24 protein-coding genes are annotated in these 23,838 nt (G+C 34.5%); 17 read left to right on the forward strand and 7 right to left on the reverse strand.

Going from position 1 to position 23,838, the window contains the following annotated elements; translation table 11 throughout:
• Positions 1 to 60 precede the first annotated feature (60 nt).
• The 3 genes from AC3WTA_RS19565 to AC3WTA_RS19575 all read right to left on the reverse strand — a co-directional run bounded on the left by AC3WTA_RS19565 (position 61) and on the right by AC3WTA_RS19575 (position 2,277).
• Positions 61 to 348: a hypothetical protein gene (locus tag AC3WTA_RS19565; RefSeq protein WP_000750944.1), complete on the reverse strand. Its 288-nt coding sequence runs from the start codon at positions 346 to 348 to the stop codon at positions 61 to 63.
• A complete protein-coding gene (locus AC3WTA_RS19570) occupies positions 345 to 1,448 on the reverse strand; it encodes a tetratricopeptide repeat protein (protein WP_001027124.1) in 1,104 nt (367 codons plus the stop codon). The genes AC3WTA_RS19565 and AC3WTA_RS19570 overlap by 4 nt, the downstream gene beginning before the upstream one ends.
• Positions 1,449 to 1,743: 295 nt before the next feature.
• Positions 1,744 to 2,277 (reverse strand): hypothetical protein, encoded by a 534-nt coding sequence (locus tag AC3WTA_RS19575; protein WP_000823362.1) that lies wholly within the window; start codon positions 2,275 to 2,277, stop codon positions 1,744 to 1,746.
• A gap of 468 nt (positions 2,278 to 2,745) precedes the next feature.
• Here AC3WTA_RS19575 and AC3WTA_RS19580 point away from each other — a divergent pair, with 468 nt between their 5' ends.
• From AC3WTA_RS19580 to AC3WTA_RS19605, 6 genes are all read left to right on the forward strand, one after another.
• The gene (locus tag AC3WTA_RS19580; RefSeq protein ID WP_000525513.1) at positions 2,746 to 3,387 is read left to right on the forward strand and encodes a F0F1 ATP synthase subunit alpha; all 642 of its coding nucleotides are present in this window, start codon (positions 2,746 to 2,748) and stop codon (positions 3,385 to 3,387) included.
• A 179-nt stretch (positions 3,388 to 3,566) separates the two neighbouring features.
• Positions 3,567 to 3,836: a 2TM domain-containing protein gene (locus tag AC3WTA_RS19585; protein ID WP_000438999.1), complete on the forward strand. Its 270-nt coding sequence runs from the start codon at positions 3,567 to 3,569 to the stop codon at positions 3,834 to 3,836.
• A 338-nt stretch (positions 3,837 to 4,174) separates the two neighbouring features.
• On the forward strand, positions 4,175 to 5,014 hold the full coding sequence (locus AC3WTA_RS19590; RefSeq protein ID WP_000747488.1) for a YitT family protein: 840 nt from the start codon (positions 4,175 to 4,177) through the stop codon (positions 5,012 to 5,014).
• Positions 5,015 to 5,194: 180 nt separating this feature from the next.
• Positions 5,195 to 5,872: a response regulator transcription factor gene (locus AC3WTA_RS19595; RefSeq protein ID WP_000781971.1), complete on the forward strand. Its 678-nt coding sequence runs from the start codon at positions 5,195 to 5,197 to the stop codon at positions 5,870 to 5,872.
• Between the two features lies 1 nt (position 5,873).
• Positions 5,874 to 7,250, forward strand: coding sequence for a sensor histidine kinase (locus AC3WTA_RS19600; protein ID WP_000839529.1), 1,377 nt, complete (start codon positions 5,874 to 5,876; stop codon positions 7,248 to 7,250).
• Positions 7,251 to 7,451: 201 nt separating this feature from the next.
• Positions 7,452 to 7,922 carry a DinB family protein gene (locus AC3WTA_RS19605; RefSeq protein ID WP_000821004.1) on the forward strand — a complete coding sequence of 157 codons (471 nt, stop codon included), beginning with the start codon at positions 7,452 to 7,454 and terminating at the stop codon, positions 7,920 to 7,922.
• Between the two features lie 116 nt (positions 7,923 to 8,038).
• Here AC3WTA_RS19605 and AC3WTA_RS19610 read toward each other — a convergent pair whose 3' ends face one another.
• Positions 8,039 to 9,298 (reverse strand): MFS transporter, encoded by a 1,260-nt coding sequence (locus AC3WTA_RS19610; protein WP_492332970.1) that lies wholly within the window; start codon positions 9,296 to 9,298, stop codon positions 8,039 to 8,041.
• A gap of 69 nt (positions 9,299 to 9,367) precedes the next feature.
• Positions 9,368 to 9,991 carry an ArsR/SmtB family transcription factor gene (locus AC3WTA_RS19615; protein WP_000803872.1) on the reverse strand — a complete coding sequence of 208 codons (624 nt, stop codon included), beginning with the start codon at positions 9,989 to 9,991 and terminating at the stop codon, positions 9,368 to 9,370.
• Between the two features lie 185 nt (positions 9,992 to 10,176).
• On the opposite strand from AC3WTA_RS19615, the gene AC3WTA_RS19620 reads away from it, so the two are divergent.
• Positions 10,177 to 11,241: an ABC transporter permease gene (locus tag AC3WTA_RS19620; RefSeq protein WP_000477784.1), complete on the forward strand. Its 1,065-nt coding sequence runs from the start codon at positions 10,177 to 10,179 to the stop codon at positions 11,239 to 11,241.
• Positions 11,241 to 11,912, forward strand: a complete 672-nt coding sequence (locus tag AC3WTA_RS19625) for an ABC transporter ATP-binding protein (RefSeq protein WP_000202602.1) — start codon at positions 11,241 to 11,243, stop codon at positions 11,910 to 11,912. Before AC3WTA_RS19620 ends, AC3WTA_RS19625 begins: the two co-directional genes overlap by 1 nt.
• A 64-nt stretch (positions 11,913 to 11,976) precedes the next feature.
• On the opposite strand, the gene AC3WTA_RS19630 is transcribed toward AC3WTA_RS19625, so the two are convergent.
• On the reverse strand, positions 11,977 to 13,095 hold the full coding sequence (locus tag AC3WTA_RS19630; protein WP_000851025.1) for an LPXTG cell wall anchor domain-containing protein: 1,119 nt from the start codon (positions 13,093 to 13,095) through the stop codon (positions 11,977 to 11,979).
• A gap of 150 nt (positions 13,096 to 13,245) precedes the next feature.
• On the reverse strand, positions 13,246 to 13,839 hold the full coding sequence (locus tag AC3WTA_RS19635; protein WP_170956730.1) for an ATP-binding protein: 594 nt from the start codon (positions 13,837 to 13,839) through the stop codon (positions 13,246 to 13,248).
• 202 nt (positions 13,840 to 14,041) lie between these two features.
• Between AC3WTA_RS19635 and AC3WTA_RS19640 the strand changes: the two genes are divergently transcribed.
• The 9 genes from AC3WTA_RS19640 to AC3WTA_RS19680 all read left to right on the forward strand — a co-directional run bounded on the left by AC3WTA_RS19640 (position 14,042) and on the right by AC3WTA_RS19680 (position 23,793).
• Positions 14,042 to 14,962, forward strand: coding sequence for a class I SAM-dependent methyltransferase (locus AC3WTA_RS19640; protein WP_492332971.1), 921 nt, complete (start codon positions 14,042 to 14,044; stop codon positions 14,960 to 14,962).
• Between the two features lie 146 nt (positions 14,963 to 15,108).
• Positions 15,109 to 15,903, forward strand: coding sequence for a MerR family transcriptional regulator (locus AC3WTA_RS19645; protein ID WP_000288012.1), 795 nt, complete (start codon positions 15,109 to 15,111; stop codon positions 15,901 to 15,903).
• A 109-nt stretch (positions 15,904 to 16,012) separates the two neighbouring features.
• Entirely contained in the window at positions 16,013 to 16,846 is an 834-nt protein-coding gene (locus AC3WTA_RS19650; RefSeq protein ID WP_001078406.1) for a CPBP family intramembrane glutamic endopeptidase, read from the forward strand.
• A gap of 501 nt (positions 16,847 to 17,347) precedes the next feature.
• Positions 17,348 to 18,337 carry a beta-ketoacyl-ACP synthase III gene (locus tag AC3WTA_RS19655; protein ID WP_000833207.1) on the forward strand — a complete coding sequence of 330 codons (990 nt, stop codon included), beginning with the start codon at positions 17,348 to 17,350 and terminating at the stop codon, positions 18,335 to 18,337.
• Positions 18,327 to 19,490, forward strand: coding sequence for an ATP-grasp domain-containing protein (locus tag AC3WTA_RS19660; RefSeq protein ID WP_000104889.1), 1,164 nt, complete (start codon positions 18,327 to 18,329; stop codon positions 19,488 to 19,490). The genes AC3WTA_RS19655 and AC3WTA_RS19660 overlap by 11 nt, the downstream gene beginning before the upstream one ends.
• Positions 19,487 to 20,473 (forward strand): NAD-dependent epimerase/dehydratase family protein, encoded by a 987-nt coding sequence (locus AC3WTA_RS19665; protein ID WP_000783227.1) that lies wholly within the window; start codon positions 19,487 to 19,489, stop codon positions 20,471 to 20,473. Before AC3WTA_RS19660 ends, AC3WTA_RS19665 begins: the two co-directional genes overlap by 4 nt.
• Positions 20,470 to 21,321, forward strand: coding sequence for an MBL fold metallo-hydrolase (locus tag AC3WTA_RS19670; protein ID WP_000695250.1), 852 nt, complete (start codon positions 20,470 to 20,472; stop codon positions 21,319 to 21,321). The genes AC3WTA_RS19665 and AC3WTA_RS19670 overlap by 4 nt, the downstream gene beginning before the upstream one ends.
• Positions 21,314 to 22,651, forward strand: coding sequence for a F390 synthetase-related protein (locus tag AC3WTA_RS19675; protein ID WP_001038135.1), 1,338 nt, complete (start codon positions 21,314 to 21,316; stop codon positions 22,649 to 22,651). Before AC3WTA_RS19670 ends, AC3WTA_RS19675 begins: the two co-directional genes overlap by 8 nt.
• On the forward strand, positions 22,648 to 23,793 hold the full coding sequence (locus tag AC3WTA_RS19680) for a hypothetical protein (protein WP_000615357.1): 1,146 nt from the start codon (positions 22,648 to 22,650) through the stop codon (positions 23,791 to 23,793). The genes AC3WTA_RS19675 and AC3WTA_RS19680 overlap by 4 nt, the downstream gene beginning before the upstream one ends.
• The last annotated feature ends 45 nt before the right edge of the window (positions 23,794 to 23,838 follow it).

Raw genomic sequence — 23,838 nt, forward strand, 5'->3', positions numbered from 1 at the left:
CGAATAGTTTTCTTGTAAACATATAGGAACGTAATCTAAATTGTTTTTAATTTTGTTAACTTACCAACCTGTACCATGCTCAGAATTAGCAGGAGCGCCGCCAGTATTGCCATGAGATTCAACTTTTGGAGCAGGGAAATGTGCATGCCCTTCTTGTTTAGGAGCCCCACCAGTGTCACCGATGTTTAATGCAGGAGCGCCGCCAGTATGGCCCTCAGAAAAAGAAGGAGCTGGTGGAGACGGGAAGTGAGTATGTCCAGCTTGATTTGTGAAACCTGCGTTTAAGCCAAATGCAGCAATACCCGTAAATGCAATACCTAAAGCGATTTTACCAATTGTTTTTTTCATTTCTTTAACCCTCTTTCATTTGATTTTTTTGCTATTGTACTATTAAAGAAGTATAAACTTGCTTTTTCATGTTGTTGTTTGTTATAAAACGCAAGAGCTAGTTTTTCAAGATACTCAGAAACATAGATATATAAAGATTCTTTATTGAAGTATTCAATTCCTTCTAAAACAATCGGTTCAATTTTGTCTAATTCAGTTTGATTCGTGAAAGCTTCTAATATAGCAAAGTGATGTTTGTGCTCTTCATTACCAAGTTCAGAAATAAGTTGTTTCCCTATTTTAATGTAGTGGTTTGCTTTGTCGATAAGTCCTAATTTTTCATGTTCTTGTGCAAGTAAGAATATAGCTTTGTAGTGAGATGGGATTTTTTCAACAACTTGTGTCAAGTGACGAATCGCTTCTTCAGAAAGATTCTGGCTAGCATATAGATGACCTAGATTACCGCGCACATACAGTTGTAATGATTCTTCATTTAATTTTTGGAGAATATCTAACGCTTTGTTATAGCTTTCCTCAGCTTGTTCAAAATGTCCTACGTCTACATAAGAAGCACCAAGTACACTTAAACAGGATGAAATATTTCTTTCACATCCGTGTTGCGTTTCAAAAAATTCTAATGCTTTAGAAGCATTTACAATCGCAAAACTTGGTTGTTGTTGGTGACAATGATAAGCAGCGTATCGGTAATAGAAATCAGCTTGTTCAATTTGACTGTGTCCGGATAAAAGTGCTTGTGCTTTTAAGAAATATTCTTCTGCTTCTTGATAATGATTAATTGCTGCAAAATGAATCGCTTTATAATAATGGTATAGATAAGATAAATGTTTATCTTCTGGTTTTTCTTGGTCTTCTATGAATTGAAAACTATCTTTCGTGATTGATAGTCCATCTGTCAGAGCTGTATGTCGGAACTGGAGTAATGCGTAATATAAGTGATAAAGTGGAATTGTTTCTGTTTCTTTCAAAAGCATTTCTTCATGTCCTTTTTTAGCTTCTTGAAACTGAATTTGTGCTTCCTTAACGTTTTGCGTTAAGATTGCATGGTACCAAGCTTCTAAATGTTTTGTTGTATATGTATGTCCCTTTAATGAAATGTTCATATTAGCCCCCTTGTATATTTTTCTATATAATTGTAACTATAATGGTAACACAATAAAAAGTAATTATATGGAATTTTTTCTTGGTAAATAATATTCTGAATTTTTAAACTTGTCAATCTATTTTTTTTTATAGTGTTGTCCATGTTTTTTGGGGGAAAGGGATCACAATTGACTATAGAATCTTAATAAAATGATGTCACATGCACAGTACTAAAATAAAAGTTGAGAAAGTATGCATGAGGTCTGAATAGGATGAAAAGATAAACCCCCTAGTTATATAGCTAGGGGGGGTGTGTTAAATAGTTTCACCGTGAGCTTCTAGTTTTGGAGCAGGGAAATGTTCGTGCCCCTCAAGTTTCGGAGTAGGAGTATCGCCAATATTGAAAGCAGGAGCCCAAGTATCCGCATGTGAATCTAATTTCGAGCTTAAATCAGCATGTGTCTCTTGTTTCGGAGCCCAAGTATCCCCTTTATTATATGATGAAATAGGAGGTCTTCCATGATCATAAGCAGGAGCCCATGAATCTCCATGTGAATCTAATTTAGGAGTAGGAAGATCCCCATGTCCCTCTAATTTCGGGGCAGGAAGATCAGCATGGCTCTCTTGTTTCGGAGCAGGGAAATCCCCATGTCCCTCTAATTTTGGAGCAGGGAAATCCCCATGTCCCTCTAATTTTGGGGCAGGGAAATCAGCATGGCTCTCTTGTTTCGGAGCAGGAGTATCCCCATGTGCAGCCTTTACAACGCCGCCATCCCCAATATTTACACCAAAAAGACCAAAGCTGAATACCGATAAACCTACAACAGCTGTACTAATTTTTCTTTTCAATCTATATCTCTCCTTTTGCTATGGTTTTCCATTTTGTCTAAACGTGGTAGATAAAATGAAATGAATCGTAAAAAATTACCAATTATATTACGATATACGAATAATTCTGTGTAATATTTTGTAAAACCTCCTTGAAATTTGAATTTTATGAAAATAAAATTCGACATGGTTCATTTTTCAATTCGTTGAATAGATTTTGATTGAGTTTTTATAAAGCTATTCGCTAACTTTAGGACCGAAAGCGGCTCTTAATTTCTTTATACCGTGCCCATAAGGTTATTTTAGCTTTGAATTAAATTAACTATTATAATTCGAGAATTTAGTCCTCTTGCTGCATATTTAAAAGTTACAGTATGCAACATTGCATAAGAAAGATAGTTGCTATTTTGTACAACCTGTAACTATAATAGTTACAGGTTGGTCGTATCCAATCAAAAAATATAATCATCATGAATGGAGAGGTTACATATGGGTATGAAAAAATTAATTTTAGCAGGTGCTTTAGGGATCGCAGCATTATCAGGAACGAATTTACCAGGATTAGAACTGTCAAAAGCGAGTGCCGCTTCTATGGAATCGAATTTCTCGACGTTAGAAGGACGAGTAATAGAAGTAGATAAAGGTGTAATTGTTGTAAAATCTAAGCAATATGAGGAGCCTGTTAGTATATACATGGATTCCTTTTCAAATGTGAAAGTAGGAGATGAAGTAAAAGTTACTGGATCTATGATGCGTAATTTCACGGAATATATGATTGCAAATTCAGTTGAAAATACGTCACATAAATTAGGTATGCACATGAAAGAAGAGGGTTCTCCTGATTATGTGATTGGGGAAGTATCAAAAGTAGGAACGAGGGAAGAGGAAGGAGAAGGTTCTACTAAATATGTCGTAGTTGAGTATCCATCACTAAACGGGAAGAAAGTTATTATTGATGTTTTCTTAACGAAGGGACAAGTATTTCATACAGGTGAGAAAGTAAAAATTGATATGAAGTATGTAGGATGGGGCGGAAGTTCTATTAACTGGAACACAACGGACAACATTGAAAAAGTTCATGAGGTAAAGAGCGACGTTGAAAATAATGATGATGTTTGGATTTGGTCTTAATTAGAATTCTGTAAATAACAAATGTATCATGCAGTACCCATCGAATCATCATATGTATGATAATTCGATGGGTACTTTTTTGTTTTATGTTTTTTTGAGAATAACGGATTTTCGATTAGAATATGATGTTAATACTGGAGCGAAGGTGAAAAAAACAATATGAAAAGAGGTGTTTAAGGGTGGAGCGAGATGAGGTTTATTTACGAGCTAAAAAAAGGGTAGAGAATTTACAAGCGTTTTATATTCATTTAACGGTCTATATACTAGTGAACTTAATGCTTTTTATTATAAATATAAGCTCTGATTCAAGTAAATTATGGTTTGTATATCCACTTGCAGGTTGGGGGATCGGTATCGTTATACACGGTTTGACAACTTTTCCAGTTGGGATATTCGGAAAAGAGTGGGAAGAACGAAAGATTAAAGAATATATGGAGAAAGATAAGTAAATTTATTTCTGGAATGTATGAATATAAATCTCTGGGATCAAATGTTTGATGCGAAGTCTATTCTATAGCTTCGCCTATTTGTTTTGTATTCGAAATTTGTGCGAGTGAGTGTTCATATTCATTTTTTAGCATCAACTGCATGTGAAATCAAAACTTTACTTGTAGTACATAATAAATACAGTTGTTTTACTTTTTAAATTACATGTGGATATAGGATAAAGTTGTTTTATCATCCTATATTAAAATAAAAATAAACCACTGTTCGATTTGAATATTCCACGATATAATGGTGAGAGTTTATGACAGAATAAATATTTACATAAGAAGTGAGGTACTGTATGAAAAAAAGAACGACAGACATTATTTTTATTATTATTGGTGCATTTCTATTTGCGTTAGGTGTCAATTTGTTTGTTATCCCGAACGAGTTTGGTGAGGGTGGAGTAACTGGTATCACGATTATTACGTATTATTTATTTGAATGGTCACCAGGCTTAGTTAACTTAATTTTAAATGCGATTTTGTTAATAGCTGGTTATAAATTTTTGAATAAGATTACAACAATTTATACGATTATCGCTGTAGTTACGAATTCGCTATTCCTTCATTTGACAGAAGGTTGGACGATTGCTTCGGATGAAATGCTTGTAAATGCCATTTTCGGAGGAATATTTATTGGGTGCGGGATTGGTCTTATTATTCGCGTTGGCGGAACAACAGCAGGTACTACCATTTTAGCAAGGATGACGCATAAATATTTAGGATGGAGCATTAGCTATGGTTTACTGTTCTTCGATTTAATTGTTGCGTTTTCATCTTATTTCATCATTGGTGCAGAAAAACTGATGATAACAATTATTATGCTATATGTAGCAACGAAAGTGATGGAGTTTGTAATTGAAGGTTTAAATCCGAAGAAAGCCATTACGATTATTTCTGATAACCCGAATGAAATTGCCGGGAAGGTAACTACCTTAATGGGCAGAGGGGTTACGGTGTACTCAGGTCATGGCTATTACACGAAAACTCCGAAGGAAATTCTTTATGTTGTTATTAATAAGCAAGAAGTAGTCAAGCTAAAACGGATTGTTCAAACTACAGATCCGGCTGCGTTCATTGCTATACACGATGTTCGTGACGTATTTGGAGAAGGATTCGTTGATATTTCTAAAGCATAGAAATTACTTTTCATTAAAATAATCTTAATACTAAAACGTAAGAATCTATTTTGAATAATCTTTTTTCAAAATAGATTCTTTTTATTTATCTTAAAATGTTGGTTTGTTTTTCTTTTTCTTGCAAAAAATCTAATTGTTTCTTAAGGTAAGGATGTAGAAGGATGAACAAGAGAGGGTTTAATGAAGATGATACATATTTTATTAGCTGATGATGATAAGCATATTAGAGAGTTGTTACATTACCATTTACAAAAAGAGGGGTTTAAAGTTTTTGAAGCGGAAGATGGAAAGGTAGCGCAAGGCGTATTAGAGAAAGAAAATATTCATCTTGCGATAGTAGACATTATGATGCCGTTTGTTGATGGTTATACGTTATGTGAAGAAATCCGGAAGTATCATGATATACCGGTTATTTTATTAACTGCGAAAGATCAGTTAGTTGATAAAGAAAAAGGATTCATTTCTGGTACGGACGATTATATTGTAAAACCATTTGAGCCAGCTGAGGTCATTTTCCGTATGAAAGCATTACTGCGTCGTTATCAAATGCTGAGTGCTGATATTATTACGTTGCACGGTACGACAATTGATCGAAAAGGGTTTGAAGTGAAGTGTAACGGTCAAACGATTCTGCTTCCATTAAAAGAATTTGAGTTGTTATCGCAACTGGCTAGTTATCCTGGAAGGACATTTTCAAGAGAAGAATTAATTGAATTAGTATGGGGAATGGATTTTGAAGGAGATGAACGAACAGTTGACGTTCATGTGAAACGACTGAGAGATCGCTTCTCAAAACGAACGGATGATTTTCAAATTACGACAGTACGCGGACTCGGTTATAAGTTGGAGTTGAAATAAAATGAAATCATTATACTCTAGATTTGTTTTTATGACGGTTGGGATCATGCTACTTAGCAGTATTATCGGTTTTTTATTAACAAATGTGTACTATCAAGTGAAGTTAAAACCGTATAACAGTGAAAAGATTTTAATGTATGCGGAAGAAGTAAAATCGTTATATGAAAAGCAAAGTGAAGAAAATAAGTATGATTATTTACAATCAATTGCGAAGTTAGGATATGAAATTTATATTGTCGATGATCAAAAGAATGGAAAGCGTATTGGCAATGCGTTTCGTAAGACCTCTATTAGCGATGATACTGTTCATAAAGTGTTGCAAGGGGAAACGTTTAACGGCGTTTCTACATATCCAACACGCCTCTTTATTACGGGGTTTTTCGATAATGAATTAATTAATAGTGTCGGTGTGCCGGTAAAACACGGTGATAAACAGTACGCTTTATTCATTCGTCCTGACATTCAGCAACAATTTGGTGAGATGCGAATTTTTCTAGCGGTATTACTAGGGTTTATCGTTTTATTAAGTATTATTTTTATTGCGATTGCAGCAGGTTATATCGTTCGTCCCATTCGTACATTTACGAAAGCGACGCAAAAGATTGCAAGTGGTGAATATGATATCGAATTAGATGGAAATCGAAAAGATGAAATTGGTACATTAGCAACTAATTTTCAAAAGATGACGAAAAGCATTAAAGAATTAGATGAGATGAGACAAGAATTTGTTTCTAACGTTTCTCACGAATTCCAATCGCCGCTTTCTTCTATTCAAGGGTTCTCAAAAACGTTACAGTCAGAAGAGATGAGTGGGGAAGAAAGAAACCATTACTTGCAAATTATTGAGGGCGAAAGTAAGCGAATGTCTAGTTTATGTAAACAGTTACTTACGCTCGCTTCTTTAGATAAAGAAGAAAAAGTATTACAAATAAAAGAATTCAATCTACAAAAGCAAATTAAAGACGTCATTTTTATGCTCGAATGGAAATGGCGTGAAAAAGATATTGCCGTTGAATTTGATGTGCCGGATATTACAATACAAGGCGATGAAAACTTACTTCATCAAGTATGGAGTAACATCTTTACGAATAGTATTAAGTTTTCAAACGACGGCGGAACGATTGAATTTGTTGTAGAAGAATTAGAATCAAGTGTGATGATCTATATATCAGACAACGGAATTGGTATGGAAAAAGAAGAAATGGATCGTATATTTGATCGTTTTTACAAAGTAGATACAGCAAGAGCAAGAAACGTAGAAGGTAGCGGTTTAGGATTATCGATTGTACAGAAGATTGTAGAACTGCATAACGGAAACGTTTCAGTGTATAGTACGAAAGGGGAAGGGACTACTGTTCAGGTGGAGCTTCCGAAATAGATGAAAGAGGCTGCTACGGAAGGGCCTCTTCTTTTTTGGTTTCTAGTATACGTGTAAAGTGAAAAAATGTGAGTCATTTTCATTACATAATCGGACGAGTTTGTGGAGTGAGCTCAGGAGGAAGTTTATTTAAACATGTAGAATCTCTACAGAGTTATAAGGATTGTATTAAAACTTGAACCGTGTAGGGAGGAAATTACTTTGAAACGAATTGACTTGTTATTAAACGTACTAGATTCAACATTCGATAAAGAGAGTTGGTATGCACCGTTTAAACATGCTATAGAAGGACTTACAGCCGAACAGGCTACGTGGAAACCATCTGGTGAGGCAACGAATACCATTTGGGAGAGCGTTAATCATCTCATTTATTACAAAGAGAGGCTTGCTGCAAACTTAGAAGGCCGTGAATGGAAACACAATCTGGACGGTAATGACACCTTTTATCTTACTGAGCAATCCAATGATGATGAGGAATGGAAGAAAGTTGTTGAACGTTCTGAAAATGCTCAGCGTAATTTAAGACATGTATTGAGTGCAATTTCTGAAAAAGAGCTTGAACAAAATTCACTTGAGGGGAAATTACTAGATATCATGCTTCATGATGCTTATCATACAGGCCAAATTATTCAATTAAGGAAAATGCAGGGGTCTTGGCCATCAAATCGTTAATTGAACGTTTTAGTTGGTGCTATTGTTATATTTTTAGTGAAGTATTTTACATCCAAAATTAAATAACTACATTTTAACCCCGTCCCAAATCTAGAACGGGGTTATGTTTGTTCCTGCTATAAAGCTGTACCTTTCCCGCGCTCTTCCCTAAAATGAACTCCAAAAGTATCCGCTGTAATTTCATCAGCTTTCGGCAATGCTCGTAATTTCGGATGAAGCAGCCATACGAGAGAAATAAATAAAATACCGATGCTAGCGAGCGCAAAAATGAATTGGCTACTAAATACATTTGCGGTGTATCCGCCAATTAAAGAACCGAACGGCATAGCAATTGTGCCCATACTTCGCATGACTGAGTTAATGCGTCCAAGATATTGATTTGGAATTGCAATTTGACTAATTGTCGCAAATAATATGTTGGTCGCACCGATTGGTATCCAAGCTAGGGCGAATAAGAGAATAGATAGCCATTGAAACGGTACAATCGTAGAGAGAAACCAAAAGATAGAGCCAGTCGCAAAGCTAATAATGGAGACACGGCCAACATTACGTTTGCCAATCCATGAACTGAATAATGCACCGATGAGACTACCTGCTGATATAGCAGCTAAGAAGAAGCCATATGATTTCACGCCTCCTAAAGAATCAGCGTAAGAAGGGAGTATCGCCATTGTCATACCGATTGAAAAATTAGCGACAACTGAACCGATTAAGAAGGCGCCCATTAATGAACGGAAGACGATCGAAAAGCCTTCTTTTAAATCAGAGAAATATTGTTTAGTTGAAAGTGATGTATTTGTTTCTGCTTGCTTTGGCATTTTCAATGAAAAGAATAATAGGGCAGTAATCGCGAATGTTAAGGAATCGACTACATATAAAGTAATGGCACCAAGTAGTGCTACTAATATTCCAGAAAGAGTCGTACAAATTAAGTCAATGCCTTGATACGCAAATGAAAAGAGAGAGTTTCCTTTTAATAATTGTGTTTTATGCAGTAGAAGTGGTAAAGCTTTCGATTGTGCGGGATAGGCGAATTGTTCGATAAAGGCTACGATGGGCATGATGATAAGTAGTAGTTGAACAGTTAATAGGTCGAAGTAGTGTGTAATAGGAATGATTAATATAAGGATACATTGCAGAACTTGTGTGATGAAGAGGGTGTTTTTGATTGACCATCTATCAACGAATGGACCGGTAAGAAATTGAAGTGTAGAAGGTAATAACGTAAGAAAACCAGCTAATCCAGAATAAAAAGGATTACCACTCAGCTTGTATACGAGCCACATCGCGGCTACATAATACAAACTATCTCCTATGTTTGTGAAAATTCTCCCTAAAAATAATAAGAGGAAATTCCGGTTTTTTAATATGTCCACTTTATCTACTCCTTTATAATAAATTTATTCGGTAAAATAAATTTGACCGTTTATGTAAAAAAAATCGTATTACGATTTTTCTTCTTTTTTCACAAAGCGCTGCATTGCTCGTTCGTCGATTTGTAGTGCAGTAGTAGAAATGTAATAAGATTTACTATTTGGACCTTTATCCGCATCTTTTGCGATATCATTTAATTCAGCCATTAATTCATGAAACTTTTTCACCCACACTTGAAATTGTTCTGGCGTGGCATCAAACTCCCAACAAGATGAAACGTAATTCCACTCAGCTGGGTCTTCACTTACTTTTCGTAATGTAAAAGCTTCTTCTGGTGCAGCGAGAATGTGGTTTTTCGTTCTTTCTGTCATTTGTAAAAAGATTTGGCGACCTGATTCGCTCAACATTTCTAAATGAGGTAATAGGTCTGCGGCAGGGGTGAAGCCTCTAGCGACAGATTGATAAAACTTTTGAATGATGCCATTCTTTTCTTCTGTATAAACAATTTCTATAAAACCATTCTTTTCTAATTCTTTTAAATGATAATGAATTTTCGCCCTTGGAATGCCGAATTTCTCAGATAGTAGTTGCCCTGTATAAGGACGTTCGCATAGTCGCATCATCATTTCGACACGTAGTGGATCGCTTATTGCTTTTAGTTGGCTATAAGTAGTGAGTGTTAACATGGGCTTCAAGATGATCAACTCCTTAAATGAAATTACTCGGTCAAGATTATTTGACTGAATTGTATCAAGGATTCTAATTATTTTCAATACTTTCTGAAAATTAAATTTTCTCCTCTGTAATCTTCTGTTCATATTCCGTTCATATTTCTTTTTTATGATAAGTGCATAGAAAGTAAGAGGAAGGAGCGAGCGAAATGTTTTTAGCTCTGCGTGAATTAAAACAATCAAAATTAAGATATGGATTAATCGGACTTATTATGGTGTTATTATCATTTTTAGTTCTTGTTATTTCAGGATTAGCAAATGGATTATCATATGATAATGCTTCATCGATTCAAAATATGGAGGCAAATAAGTTCGTCTTAGCAGATGATGCGGAAAATAAATTACTTCGTTCACAAATTAAGCAAGATGATGTAAATAACGTAGTAAATCAAGTAGGCGAGAAAGAGGCCGTTCCGTTCCGTGTGAAAGTTTCAACGTATGAAAAGAAAGACAGTTCGAAAAAAGTGGATGTTGCTATTTTCTCAAGTGAACGCGATTCATTTTTAGAACCGAAAATTGTAAAAGGTGAGAAATTAGGTACAGCAAATAATGAAATGGTTGCTGATGAATCTATTAAAGAAAAAGGAATCGATATCGGGGACACAATTATTGATCCTGTTTCAAAGAAAGAATTTACAATCGTTGGATTTACGAAAGATCAAATGTTTAGCCATACACCAGTCGTTTATGTAAATGAAGACGTATGGGGAGCTATTTCACAACCAAACCAAAAAGATTATAGTGCGATTGCGCTGAATACAGATAAAGAAATTAAAAATGCACATGTTATCGACAAAAAAGAAGTACTACAAAGTATTCCCGGATTTAAAGAGGAGCAAGGAACATTAACGATGATAATTGCATTCTTACTTGTTATCGCTGCGTTACTAATCGGTGTATTCTTCTACGTCATTACATTGCAAAAAACACAGCAATTAGGCGTATTAAAAGCAATCGGTACGAAGAATTCTTATTTAGCAAATAGTTTAGTCGTGCAGGCTTTATTCTTATCAGTCGTTGCGATGGTAATCAGTATTGTTCTTGTGCAAGGATTAGAACAAATTTTACCAGCAGGTATGCCGTTCTTATTAACAACACCGATGATTGCACAATATGGAGCAATCTTTATCGTAATTAGTATTTTAGGAACACTTATTTCGTTATACCAAGTATTAAAAGTTGATGCATTAGAAGCAATTGGAGGCGGGATGTAATGACTTCATTATTGAAATTAGATAAAGTAAGTAAAGTGTACGGAGAAGGGAATACGGAAGTAACAGCCCTTCATCCGATGTCGCTTGATGTGAAAGCTGGAGAGTTTATTGGAATCGTTGGTCCTTCTGGATCAGGGAAAAGTACATTATTATCAATCGCGGGTGCTTTATTATCACCGTCAAAAGGGGATATTTACATTCGTGAGCAAAATATTACGAAGTTATCGGAAAAGGAAATGACAGACATTCGCTTGAAAAAAATCGGCTTCATTTTCCAGTTCGCAAATCTTGTTCCATATTTAAATGTTAAAGAACAATTGCTTTACATTGCAAAGCTTAAAAAAGAAAACAAACAAGACTCAGAAAAGCGTGCGGATCATTTATTAGCGGCATTTGGATTAGGAGAAAGAAAAAGTCATTATCCAAATCAACTATCTGGCGGGGAAAAACAAAGGGTAGCAATCGCTCGCGCGTTCATGAACAACCCAGATTTAATATTAGCGGATGAACCAACTGCAAGCTTAGACTCAAAACGCGCACGTGAAGTTGTAGAAATGATGAAACGTGAAGTGAAAGAAAGTCAAAAAGCAGCAATTATGATTACGCATGATGAAAGAATGCTTGATGTATGTGATCGTATATTGACGCTTAGAGATGGGAAGTTAATATAAAGAAAAAGGACAATCGCACATAAATGTGCGATTGTCCTTTTTATAAAATATAGTTATAAGGGCCTTATTTTGAGAATAACGCTTTAATTTTATTTCGTGTTACTAATAAAACGCCGCCTAATACAGATAACATACCTAAAGCCATATTATTTGATTGCTCACTACCAGCGTTAGGAAGTTCTCTAGTGTTATTGTTTGTGTTTGTAGTACCAGTCTTTGTTTCAGTTTGTTTCGATTGAGATACTTCATTAATTTTGTTATCTACATTTTGCTTCGTTGTATGTACCTCAGCTAATTTGTCATCAATTTTTTTCTCAGTATGTTTAAAGTCGTTAATTTTAATATCTAAGTCTTGTTTTTTCTTTGTTAAATCGTCTGAAACAGTTTGTTTCGCTTGTTTCATTTCGTTAATTTTATTTAGTAAATCTTGTCTAGTTTCTTGTAATTCAGCTAGTTTGTTTTTTACATCTTGTTTAGCTAGTTCTAAGTTAGCGGAAAGACTATCTAAATTACCTTTAATTTTCTTAAGTTCCTCTAACGTGTTCCCAGTATTCGGCTTATTTTCTTTTAGTTCAGCAAGTTTGTCCTCAGCAGTTTGTTTTGCTTTCTTTAACTCAGCTAATTTTTCATCTACCTGTTTTTTAACTTCCTTAAGTTCATTAACCTTTTGATCGATATTTTCTTTATGTTGTTTAATTTCATTCACTTTTTCATCGACAGTTTGTTTATGTTCTTTAATCTCATTAACCTTATTATCGATATTTTGCTTATGTTCTTTCACTTCAGCAACTTTATCTTCTACTTGTTTTTTATGCTCTTTAATTTCAGCGATTTTATCTTCGGCGATTTGCTTGTCTTGCTGAAGTTTTGCATCTAACTCTTGTTTACGTTGTTTCATTTCGTTAATTTTTTCATCAGCAACTTGTTTACGCTCATGTAGTTCATTAACCTTCGTATCAACATTTTCCTTAACTTGGTTAAGTTCATTCAACTTTTGATCCACGTTTTCTTTGTGTTGCTGCAATTTCGCATCTAACTCTTGTCTATGTTGCTTAATTTCAGCTAATCGATCTCCCGTACTTTGCTGAGGAGTAGCATCAGTTACTTCTGCATGAGCAGAGTTTGCGCCAGCAATCATTGCTAAAGCTAGTGTAGACGCAGCAATTGTTTGTTTTGTTTTCATATTTTTGTACCTCTTTTCTTTCATATGCATGAGCTGTTTTGTGTAAAATTGAGCATATAGAAGTAGATTATCTTATCATTATATACCATGTTAAGTGGTTAGAGGAAGGATTTGCATAATAATCTATGATTATGTAATTTTTAAATTCTTTTATTTTGGAGTAGGGGGCAAATCTTTAGCTAGATGAATAATTTCTTCTATAGTAGAGTTTACATCCTTACTATTACGAATGACAAACAAATAATTAGCCTCGTTTTCTATCGGATCCACCACATCTTCATGTTGCGATTCAGCCTGTTGTCGATCGAGTACTTCTTTAAAACTAGAATAACCACCTCTAAAAATATTGGTACTTCGCGTGCTTCGAGCTATTCTTTCGTAAAGTACTTCATCAGGAATGTCAAAATGAACGAGTATGCGTACATATTTATTTTGTGGAAATAATTCGTTTAGTAAATATAATCTTCCGTTTTTACTGCGATTGGAGTTGCAAATAATAAGGTGTAGATTTGTATATTCTTGCGCATAATCAACAATGAATTTCGAAAGACCGTGCTTAAATGTATTAGTGCCTTCATCCGGCTGTAATTTTTCGTAATGTGTGTTGATAAATTCAGCTTGGTTATCTTGATCCATAACGAAAGAGTTGGGTAACTCTTTTTCTAGTTCTTTAGCAAATGTAGTTTTTCCGCTGTGTGTTTTTCCTACGGTAATAATGACTAATCGTTTCATATTGGCCTCCATATGTATTGTTATAATTTGGAATATTCTGTGTGAATCGACAATTTTCCTGCCAGAGAATATACAAATTGTTGGTTTGATAGCAGGATAGAAACTTGACAAAAAAACTTATTTATGCTATAATTTACCAACTTAAAAATAAAGTGTATAATAGGGTTCTCCTGGCCAGGGGAACCCTATTTTTGTTGTAAAAATGAAGGAGTGTATGTGCGTGAAAAAAGGTGAAGCGAGTGTAACGTCGCTAGTATCAGCTTTTGGAAGAGCGTATCATAGTGAATTTGATCATCCTAAAATCTTTGATGATTATGTAGCTAAAGATTTTATTTCACAAAAAGAACGTAACGATATTGAAACGAATATGGTTCAAGGAATACAGTTTTTTAATACAGACATTGCAGAGAAGTTTCAAGACAATCCACAAGAAATATTAAAATGGATTACACAAGTTCAATTATCACCAACACCTTTGGTACGCGCGGCATATTGTGAAAGAGTATTACTACATGAGATTACATTAGGAGCAAAACAATACGTCATACTCGGTGCGGGCTTAGACACGTTCAGTTTCAGACATCGAGAATTAGAGAATGAAATAGAAATATTTGAAGTGGATCATCCTTCTACGCAAAGGTTTAAGAAGGAGAGAATAAAAGAAGCAGAACTTGAAATTCCAAACAACCTTCATTTTATTTCGATGGATTTCACGAAAGGATTTTCCAGTGAACAGTTACGGAATGAAGGATTTGAAAATAAAAAGACTTTCTTTAGCCTATTAGGTGTTACGTACTATTTAACGAAAGAGGAGCTTTCTAGTTTAATAGAATACTTATTCGAGATGGTTCCAGAGGGGAGCTCTATCGTATTCGATTATCCGGATGAAAACTTATTTACAGAAAAGGGACTGTCCAATCGAGTGGAAAATATGGTAAAAATGGCTGCAGTAGGCGAAGAACCGATGAAATCGTGTTTTTCTTATACCGAAATGGAAGCACTATTAGAGAAGGCAGGCTTACTCATTTATGAGCATTTATCGCCAAAAGACATAAATAAATTATATTTTGAAGGACGAAATGATTATTTAGAAGCTTTTGAGACGGTGCATTATGTGCATGCGGTGAAGAAGTAGGAATTAGTAGGCATGGGGAGAAATCTCTTTGTCTTTTTTTGTGGAAAAAGGAGATGGGGAGTATTAATTGGAAGGGAAATTCGATAATTTACAGAATATGCAATATGAATGTAAAAGTTTAAGTAGCGATGTTAAAGGAGAACGTAATGTACACAATTGGACAGGTTGCAAAATTTTTAGATGTATCTAGAGATACTTTGAAGTTTTATGAGGAAAAAGGTTTGGTCAAGCCGAAGCAAAATATTGAGAATGGGTATAGAAAATATAATCATTTTGATATATATGATATAACAACGGTCAATTTCTATAGGGAAATGGATATCGAAATAAAAAAAATTCAGGAATTAAGAAAAAGTAAGAGTATAGAGGGAATAAAATCATTGTTAGAAGAGAAAGAACAAGAAGTTTTAGAGGAGATAGAATATAAAAAACTTCTTTTAAAAAATCTTCAAATTGTAAAAGAAGATTGCGAAAAAACAACGCAATTCTTAGGGGAATACGTAGTAAAAGAAATGAAGCCGTTAGAAGTAAACGGAGAAATAGAGCATTTTACTGCGTATGATGAATATGAATCTTTGAAAAAGAATACGGATAGTTTAAAAAAAGCAGTTACTTTAACATCTTTACGAAGAGTTATAAATTTCAACGAAGAAGGTATTATAGAAGATAAATTTATAATTGTAAGAAAGATAGAGGACTTTGATAAAGAATTAGAAGGGGAAATTCTATCGCATCCAAAATGTATTTATACAGTTATTGAAGATGGAAGATGGGCAACTGGTGGGAAAAGTATTGATCATAATGTGGAATCCAGTTTAAGAAAAGCAGCAATAGAACAAGGACATGAACTTTTGGGGCTAGTGTATATAAATATATTACTTACCACATATGAAGAGGGACTTGAGCGTATATTTTTAGAAATTTATGCGCCTGTAAAATAATGCTGACATGTATTGACCTGTGAGTAACCCCCAGGTTTAAGCTGAGAGTATCTGTAAATATAAATACTATTATGTTTACGAAATACTTAGTTTGAAATGGGGATTGCGCATGAATAGGGAAAAGAAACTAAAAAAACCAGTAGCGAGTTTTATTGTACTAACCAATATCATTTTTCTGCCACTTTTTTTGCTTGTAGGAGCTATAAGTATGCTAGGATTCCCAGCATGGGTTTTTGATGTAATGTTTTGTATATCGTCTTGGTCCTCAACTTTTGCTTTTGCCGTGTTATTTAAAAAAATCTATCCAGGGCAGAGCTTTATACAGTTTGTAAAAGACAAGTTCAAGAATAAACTTAAAGTTTCTATAATTCTTATTGTGAGTATGATTCAAACTTTCATATTTTTAATGATTTTGTTTGTCGTGTCTAAAAATAGTGAAGTAGATTCTATTTTTACTGTCACTTCATGGGGAATGCTAATCTATTTCTTTGCTAAAAACTTTCTTGCGGGGCCATTGGGAGAAGAACTAGGATGGAGAGGCTTTGCACAAATTGAGCTTCAAAAGAGGCATTCACCACTAAAAGCTTCGCTAATTATAGGATTTTGGTGGGGGATGTGGCATCTACCTATTTGGTTTACTACAGGATTTGTAGGCATGGACCTAATTAAATATATTCTATTTTTTATGATCTCTATCATATCTATGAAAATCGTTATGACTGCATTTTATAATTTAAATCAGAATTTAATTATCCCAATCATCATCCATCAATTTTTTAATTTCTTTATTGGTATTATAAAAGGAAACTTAATCGATCTAATTATGTATAACGCGATTTTTTATTTAGTAGTTGCAGTTTTTCTGATTGTTATAAATCCAAAGAGAGTTCTGTATGGAGCGGAAGATATAAATAGCAGGAATGGAAAGTATTATAGGGCATAGTGATGCATTTATGAAAGACAAGGAAAGCAAATTTAGTGATGGTAGATATGTTTGTTTTGTGCAGTATTACTTAAAGCTCCGCCAATTTAATTATATAAATTATTTTTTTATGGAAACAAAAAGGGAAAAGAAGATGTTGAAATGAGTTGTATGTACACTCCATATGTGTATATTTGCTGCTCAATAAACTACCATCTCACGTAAGTTTATACCACATTTTCACTTTTATTTACAAAAAATACTATTAAATATTTTCGGATAATTGTTATAATATAATTAAATTGATATAAAAGTTTTTTTCTAGAGTATGTATTTGAAGAATTCTCATGCAAAAAGAGCAAGTTCTCAAGTAGAGAGCTTGCTCTTTTTTGAAGAGAAATATGATTAGAAGTACATAAGGGGATAGCAGAATGTTATAAAAAGACTTTCTGTATGTATCCACAACAATGTTTAGATGTAAAGGATTTTTAAATTTATAAAAAGATTAAGAGGCGATAGAGAATGAAAAGATATATTAGTATAAAAGGAATTGGAACATATCTTCCGAAAAGAAAGGTAGAATCTTTTGAAATAGATCGCATGCTACATGTGCCAGAAGGCTGGACATTAAAAAAAGCTGGGGTAAAAACAAGATATTTTGTTGATGGAGAAACGTCTTCTTATATGGGTGCAGAAGCTGCAAAAAAAGCTGTAGAAGATGCGAAGTTAACTTGGGATGATATCGATTGTATTATTTGCGGAAGCGGAACGATTCAACAGGCGATCCCTTCTACTGCATCACTTATTCAAGAACAGCTCGGGCTACAGCATTCTGGTATTCCATGTTTTGATATCAATTCAACATGTTTAAGTTTCATAACAGCACTTGATACAATTTCGTACGCAATGGAATGCGGGAGATACAAAAATGTTGTTATCATTTCTTCTGAAATTTCTTCTGTTGGATTAAATTGGGGGCAAAATGAAAGCAGTATTTTATTCGGTGACGGTGCGGCAGCTGTAGTAATAACAAAAGGCGATTATACATCTTCTATTATTGCTTCCCATATGGAAACATATAGCTCTGGTGCGCATTTATCAGAAATTCGTGGCGGTGGAACGATGATTCATCCTCGCGAGTATAGTGAGGAACGAAAAGAAGACTTCTTGTTCGATATGAATGGAAGAGCCATTTTTAAACTATCTTCTAAGTATTTGTTGAAGTTTATTGACAAGCTACTTATGGATACTGGTTATACTCTAGCCGATATTGATTTAATTGTTCCTCACCAAGCAAGTGGACCAGCTATGAGACTCATTCGTAAAAAATTAGGGGTTGATGAAGAGCGCTTTATGACCATTTTTGAAGACTACGGTAATATGATTTCCGCATCTATTCCAGTCGCTCTTTTCGAAGCGATTAAGCAAAAGAAAGTGCAACGTGGAAATAAAATATTATTATTAGGTACTTCTGCGGGACTTTCTATCGGGGGCATCCTTCTTGAGTACTAAGAAAACAGTATTAATTACAGGGGCACGTGCACCAGCAACTCTGCATGTATGCAGACTGTTTCATAACGCTGGACATACCGTTATTATTGCAGATAGTATTCCTTATCCATTAAGTAAAGTTTCAAAGAGTACGGATTACTTTTATGAAATTCCTTCTCCAAAATGGAAAACAAATGAAAGTATCCGTGCGCTACTATCCATTATTCAACGTCATAATGTGGATTTACTTATTCCTACTTGTGAAGAAGTATTTTATATATCTAAATATAGAGAAGAATTAAGCGCATTTTGCCATGTATTAGTAGATGATTTTCAAAAACTTTCATTACTGCATAATAAGTGGGAATTTATTCAGTTCGTAGCGAATTTAGGGTGGCAAGTACCTGCAACATATAGAATAGATGATGAAGAAGCGATAAGTTCAATGATGCACAAAACACCAGCTCATACTCCTTTTGTACGAAAACCGATTTTTTCCCGATTTTCTGATAAAGTGGAATTTATTACAAAAGAGGATGCTCTAAAAGAAAGCATGATAGATAAGTCGAATTATATTATGCAAGAGTTTATACGAGGGACGCAGCATTGTTCCTACAGTATTGCACAATCTGGGGAAGTGTTAGCTCACTCTACGTATAAAACGGAATTTACGGCAGGCTTAGGCGCTACCATTGCGTTTCAGCATATGAATCATCCTAAAATTGATCAGTTTGTTACACATATTGTAAAAGAGCTAAATTTCTCAGGACAAATTGCTTTTGATTTTATCGTTACAGAGGATGGAGATGCGATTCCGATTGAATGTAATCCACGTACTACAAGTGGATTACATTTATTCGATGAGGAAATATTGCCGGCCTTCTTTCATGAAAAGGTAAACAATACACTCATTCCAAGACCAAACTCTGAGTGTGCAATTCGGTTAGCGATGCTTCTTTATGGATTTCCGAATTTAAAAAGTAAACAAAAACGTAAGCGATGGTTAAAAGTTCTATGCTCTTATCCAGATATCGTTTATCGTCACAATGATTGGAAACCATTTTTTTATCAGTTTTTTAGCATGTATAAATTGTGGCGTGAAAGTTATAAACAGGAACGGACTATTTTAGAGCAAACAACATATGACATATCGTGGGATGGTGAAGATTTATGAAAATGCTAGTAACTGGTGGAACGGGCTTTCTAGGACAAAAACTCGCCTTTCGACTGAAAAATATGGGCTATGAAGTAACGGCAACGGGAAGAAATAAAACAATCGGTAAGGTATTAGAACAAAATGGAATTGAGTTTGTTTACTGTCCTCTTGAAGACAGGGATCGTGTGCTACAAGTTTGTAAAGGTAAAGATTACATCTTTCATAGCGGCGCACTTTCTTCCCCTTGGGGTAAATATGAAGATTTTTATAATGCAAATGTGTTAGGAACGAAACATATTATCGAGGGATGTCAAAAGTACGGTATAAAACGCCTGATCCACGTATCAACACCAAGTATTTATTTCTATTATGATGAACGACAAAATGTAGTAGAAAACGCGAAACTTCCTGATACATTTGTAAATCATTATGCAACAACGAAGCACATGGCTGAACAAGCTATTGATCAAGCATTCATGCATGGTTTACCAGTTATCACGATACGCCCGCGTGCTTTATTCGGACCAGGAGATAATGCGATTCTTCCGCGTCTTATTAAAGTATGTGAAAAGGGTGCTTTACCGAGAATTGGTACTGAAAATGTTCTTGTTGATATCACGTATGTTGAGAATGTAGTAGATGCTTTACTTCTTTGTATGCATTCCCCAAAACATACATTAGGGCAAAAGTACAATATAACAAATGACGAGCGTGTAAATTTATATGAGGTCATAGAAAATGTAATGAAGCGTCTTGATAAGGAAGTAAAATATAAAAAAATTTCCTACAAAACCGCTTTTTCACTAGCTGCTATACTAGAAGGAATCTCAAAAACTATTTTATTTGGAAAAGAACCTATTCTCACAAAATATACTGTTAGTGTTCTTTCAAAAAGCCAGACATTAAATATTGATAAAGCTAAAGAAGAACTAGGGTATGCTCCGAAGATCAGTATAGAAGAAGGAATTACAAAATTTGTAGACTGGTGGAAAATACAATGAAAATCAAATCTTTAAAGCTATATGATACAGGATATTGCACACATCCAGAAAAAATCGCATATTCCAAGGGCAGTTGGAAACAAATATGCTTTCCAGCTACAGTAGGGTTACTCCAGCATCCAGTATTAGGATATATTTTATTTGATACTGGATATGCGGGACATTTTAAAGAGGCGACAAAAAAATTCCCTTACTCTGTATATGCAAAACTTACGCCTGTTCATTTCACGGAAGAGCAATCTATTAAAGAGCAACTTCTTCTTGATGGTATTCAGCCAGAAGAAATTAAATATATTATTCTATCTCATTTTCATGGCGATCATACAGCTGGTTTACCCGACTTTCCAAAAGCGAAAATATTAACCTTCGCAAAAGCTTATGAGGATATTAAAAAGAGAAGTAAATTTGGTGCTCTATTAAAAGGGTGTCTAAAAGATACACTGCCGATGGATTTAGAGGAAAGAATGTCATTCATTGATCAAACTCCATCCCTTAACTTACCTTCTACATATGGAAAGTTTGAAGAGGGGTATGATGTATTTGATGATGGCTCATTATTTGCTGTTGACTTAACAGGACATGCAACGGGACAATTCGGTTTATTCGTCCATTTACAGAGTGAAAAAATTGTCTTTCTTTGTGCAGACGCAGTGTGGCTAAGTAAAACGTATCAAAACCTTGTATTTCCTAGTAAGATTGCCAACCTTTTAACTAGCGATCCAAAATCTTACCGAAAGAATATTGAGAAGTTACACCATTTATCACAAACATCACCTGAGATTGAAATTGTACCAACTCATTGTGAACATACATGGGATAAAATTAAAGCAGGGGTGTACTATGAATAAACTACGAATTCTCAAGCAATACTTGAAAACAAAATATGGCTCGAGATTTTCAAGTCGTAAACAGTTGGAACAGTTTCATAAACAACAAATAGAAAAACATCTTTTGTTCACGATAGAGGCGTCTCCTTTTTATCGCCAATTATATACGCCTTTTTTAAATGAAATTCAAAAGGGGAATTTGTCTGCGCTCCCTATTATTGATAAAGAAGTAATGATGGAACATTTTGATACATTAAATACAGCCCATATTTCAAAGGAAGAAGCGTTTCATGTAGCATTTGAAGCAGAAAAGACCCGGAATTTCTCCCCAACCATTCGTAATATAACTGTTGGTTTATCATCAGGAACTAGTGGGAATCGTGGGGTTTTTCTCGTTTCTGAGGAAGAACAAACGTTGTGGGCTGGATCGATTATTGGAAAGGTGCTTCCTTCTAGCATTTTACATAAACACACGATTGCTTTTTTCTTACGTGCAAATAGCAATTTATACGAAGCGACAAAAAATAAGCGAATCTCATTTCATTTTTTTGATTTACTAGATTCGTTTCAGCAGCATATTACGCGATTAAATGAAATACAGCCCTCTATTTTAATTGCACCTCCGTCTATGTTACGGAAAATCGCTGACTGGCAGCAAGAAGGACTGATTACGATTTGTCCCAAAAAAATTATCTCTGTAGCAGAAGTGCTTGAAGATATTGATAGAGAGTTTATTTGTGCAACTTTCAAGCAGACAGTACACCAAGTTTACCAATGTACAGAAGGTTTTCTTGCTACCACCTGCAAGGAGGGGACATTACACATTAATGAAGATCTCGTTCATATTGAAAAAGAATACTTAGATCAAGAGAAAGGGATATTCGTTCCCATTATTACTGATTTCATGAGGAAAACACAGCCGATTATACGCTATCGTCTCAATGACATATTAATTGAGAAAAAAACGCCGTGCAGCTGTGGTTCACCTTTCTTAGCATTAGAACGAATTGATGGTCGATGTGACGATATATTTATTGGAATAAGTGAATTGGATAATAAAGAAATATCTATTTTTCCAGATTTCATTAGAAGAGCAATTTTGTTTGCATCTAGTGACATTCAAGAATTTAAAGTAATACAGCATAGCGTAGACAAAATTGAAATTAAACTTAAAGCACTCCCTGAAAATCTGGAATTATGTAAATCAAATGTAATGAAAGAGTTACATATACTATGGTCTACTAAAAAGTGTGCGATACCACAGTTCTTCTTTTCACATTACGATATTCAAGTATATGATAAAAAATTAAAAAGAATAGAAAGTCTTGTAAGGCGTGGTGAACATAAATGATTCAGTTACATGATGTTCATTCCTTGTATAGTATTGATTGGGAATCAAAAAAAGATGGGGCATATGTGCGAGATAGTTTCCTGCCTCTTTTTCAAAAGGGGGTTACAGCATGTATTGAAAATGTTAACACGGAGCTCTTTCTATTAGAAATCGATGATCTCATCTTGCCAGTTACTCTTAATAACGCAGAGTTCGAAAATTCATATGTATGTTCTCCTTATACACATTACGTATCTTATGCGTTAGAAGAGCTATGGGAGTTGAAAAAACCATGGCTAGAGAAGCTATTAACCTATCCGATTCATCTTATGGGAAGTTGGCTACGACGAACGAATATTAATAAAGTAATTGTCGTAAATAATTGGATGCTTTCAACAAATCTTTATCACTCTATCAACGAACGACAAATCGAACAAATTACAAATCTATTTGTTGAGAAATTTCCAGAGCATACAATTTTATTTCGCTCTTTAAATAATGCATTATATCCTGTAACGACAGAAGCACTATCTACAGTAGGTTACAAGAAAATTATGTCTCGTTCTATATACTTATTTGATCCGAAACACTATAAAAAAATGAATCGAAAAAAACGAAAAGACTTATTAAACGATAAAAGCTTATTAGAGAAAAGCAATTATGAAATCATTACGAATGAAGAATTAACAAAGGAGGATATTTTACAAATTTCCCATTTATACAACCAACTATATATCGAAAAATATTCCGCCCATAACCCAATGTTTACACCCGCTTATTTATGGAATGCTCTTCAGCATCGTTTATTTGAGATAAAGGCCATAAAAAAAGGGGATACAATTGATGGTGTCATTGCTTATTTCATTAGGGATGGAGTTATGACAACGCCGATCCTTGGCTATAATACAAACTCTGACCAGCAACAAGGTTTATACCGTATACTTTCCCTCCTTATTACAATGGATTCTATCGAAAAAGAATTAATTTGCCATTGTAGTGCTGGGGCTGGAGAGTTCAAACGAAATCGTGGTGCAACACAGCAAATTGAATACAGTTATGTATATAACGATCATCTACCACCTAGCCAACAAAAGGTATGGAAAGTATTAATGTGGATATTAAATACATACATAGAACCGATGGCAAAAAAACATCGCTTTTAAACAAAAAAACTTTTATGATTGCTTGTTACTAGGAACTCTTTATTT

The organism is Bacillus sp. EB106-07-01-XG149, assembly GCF_058791555.1.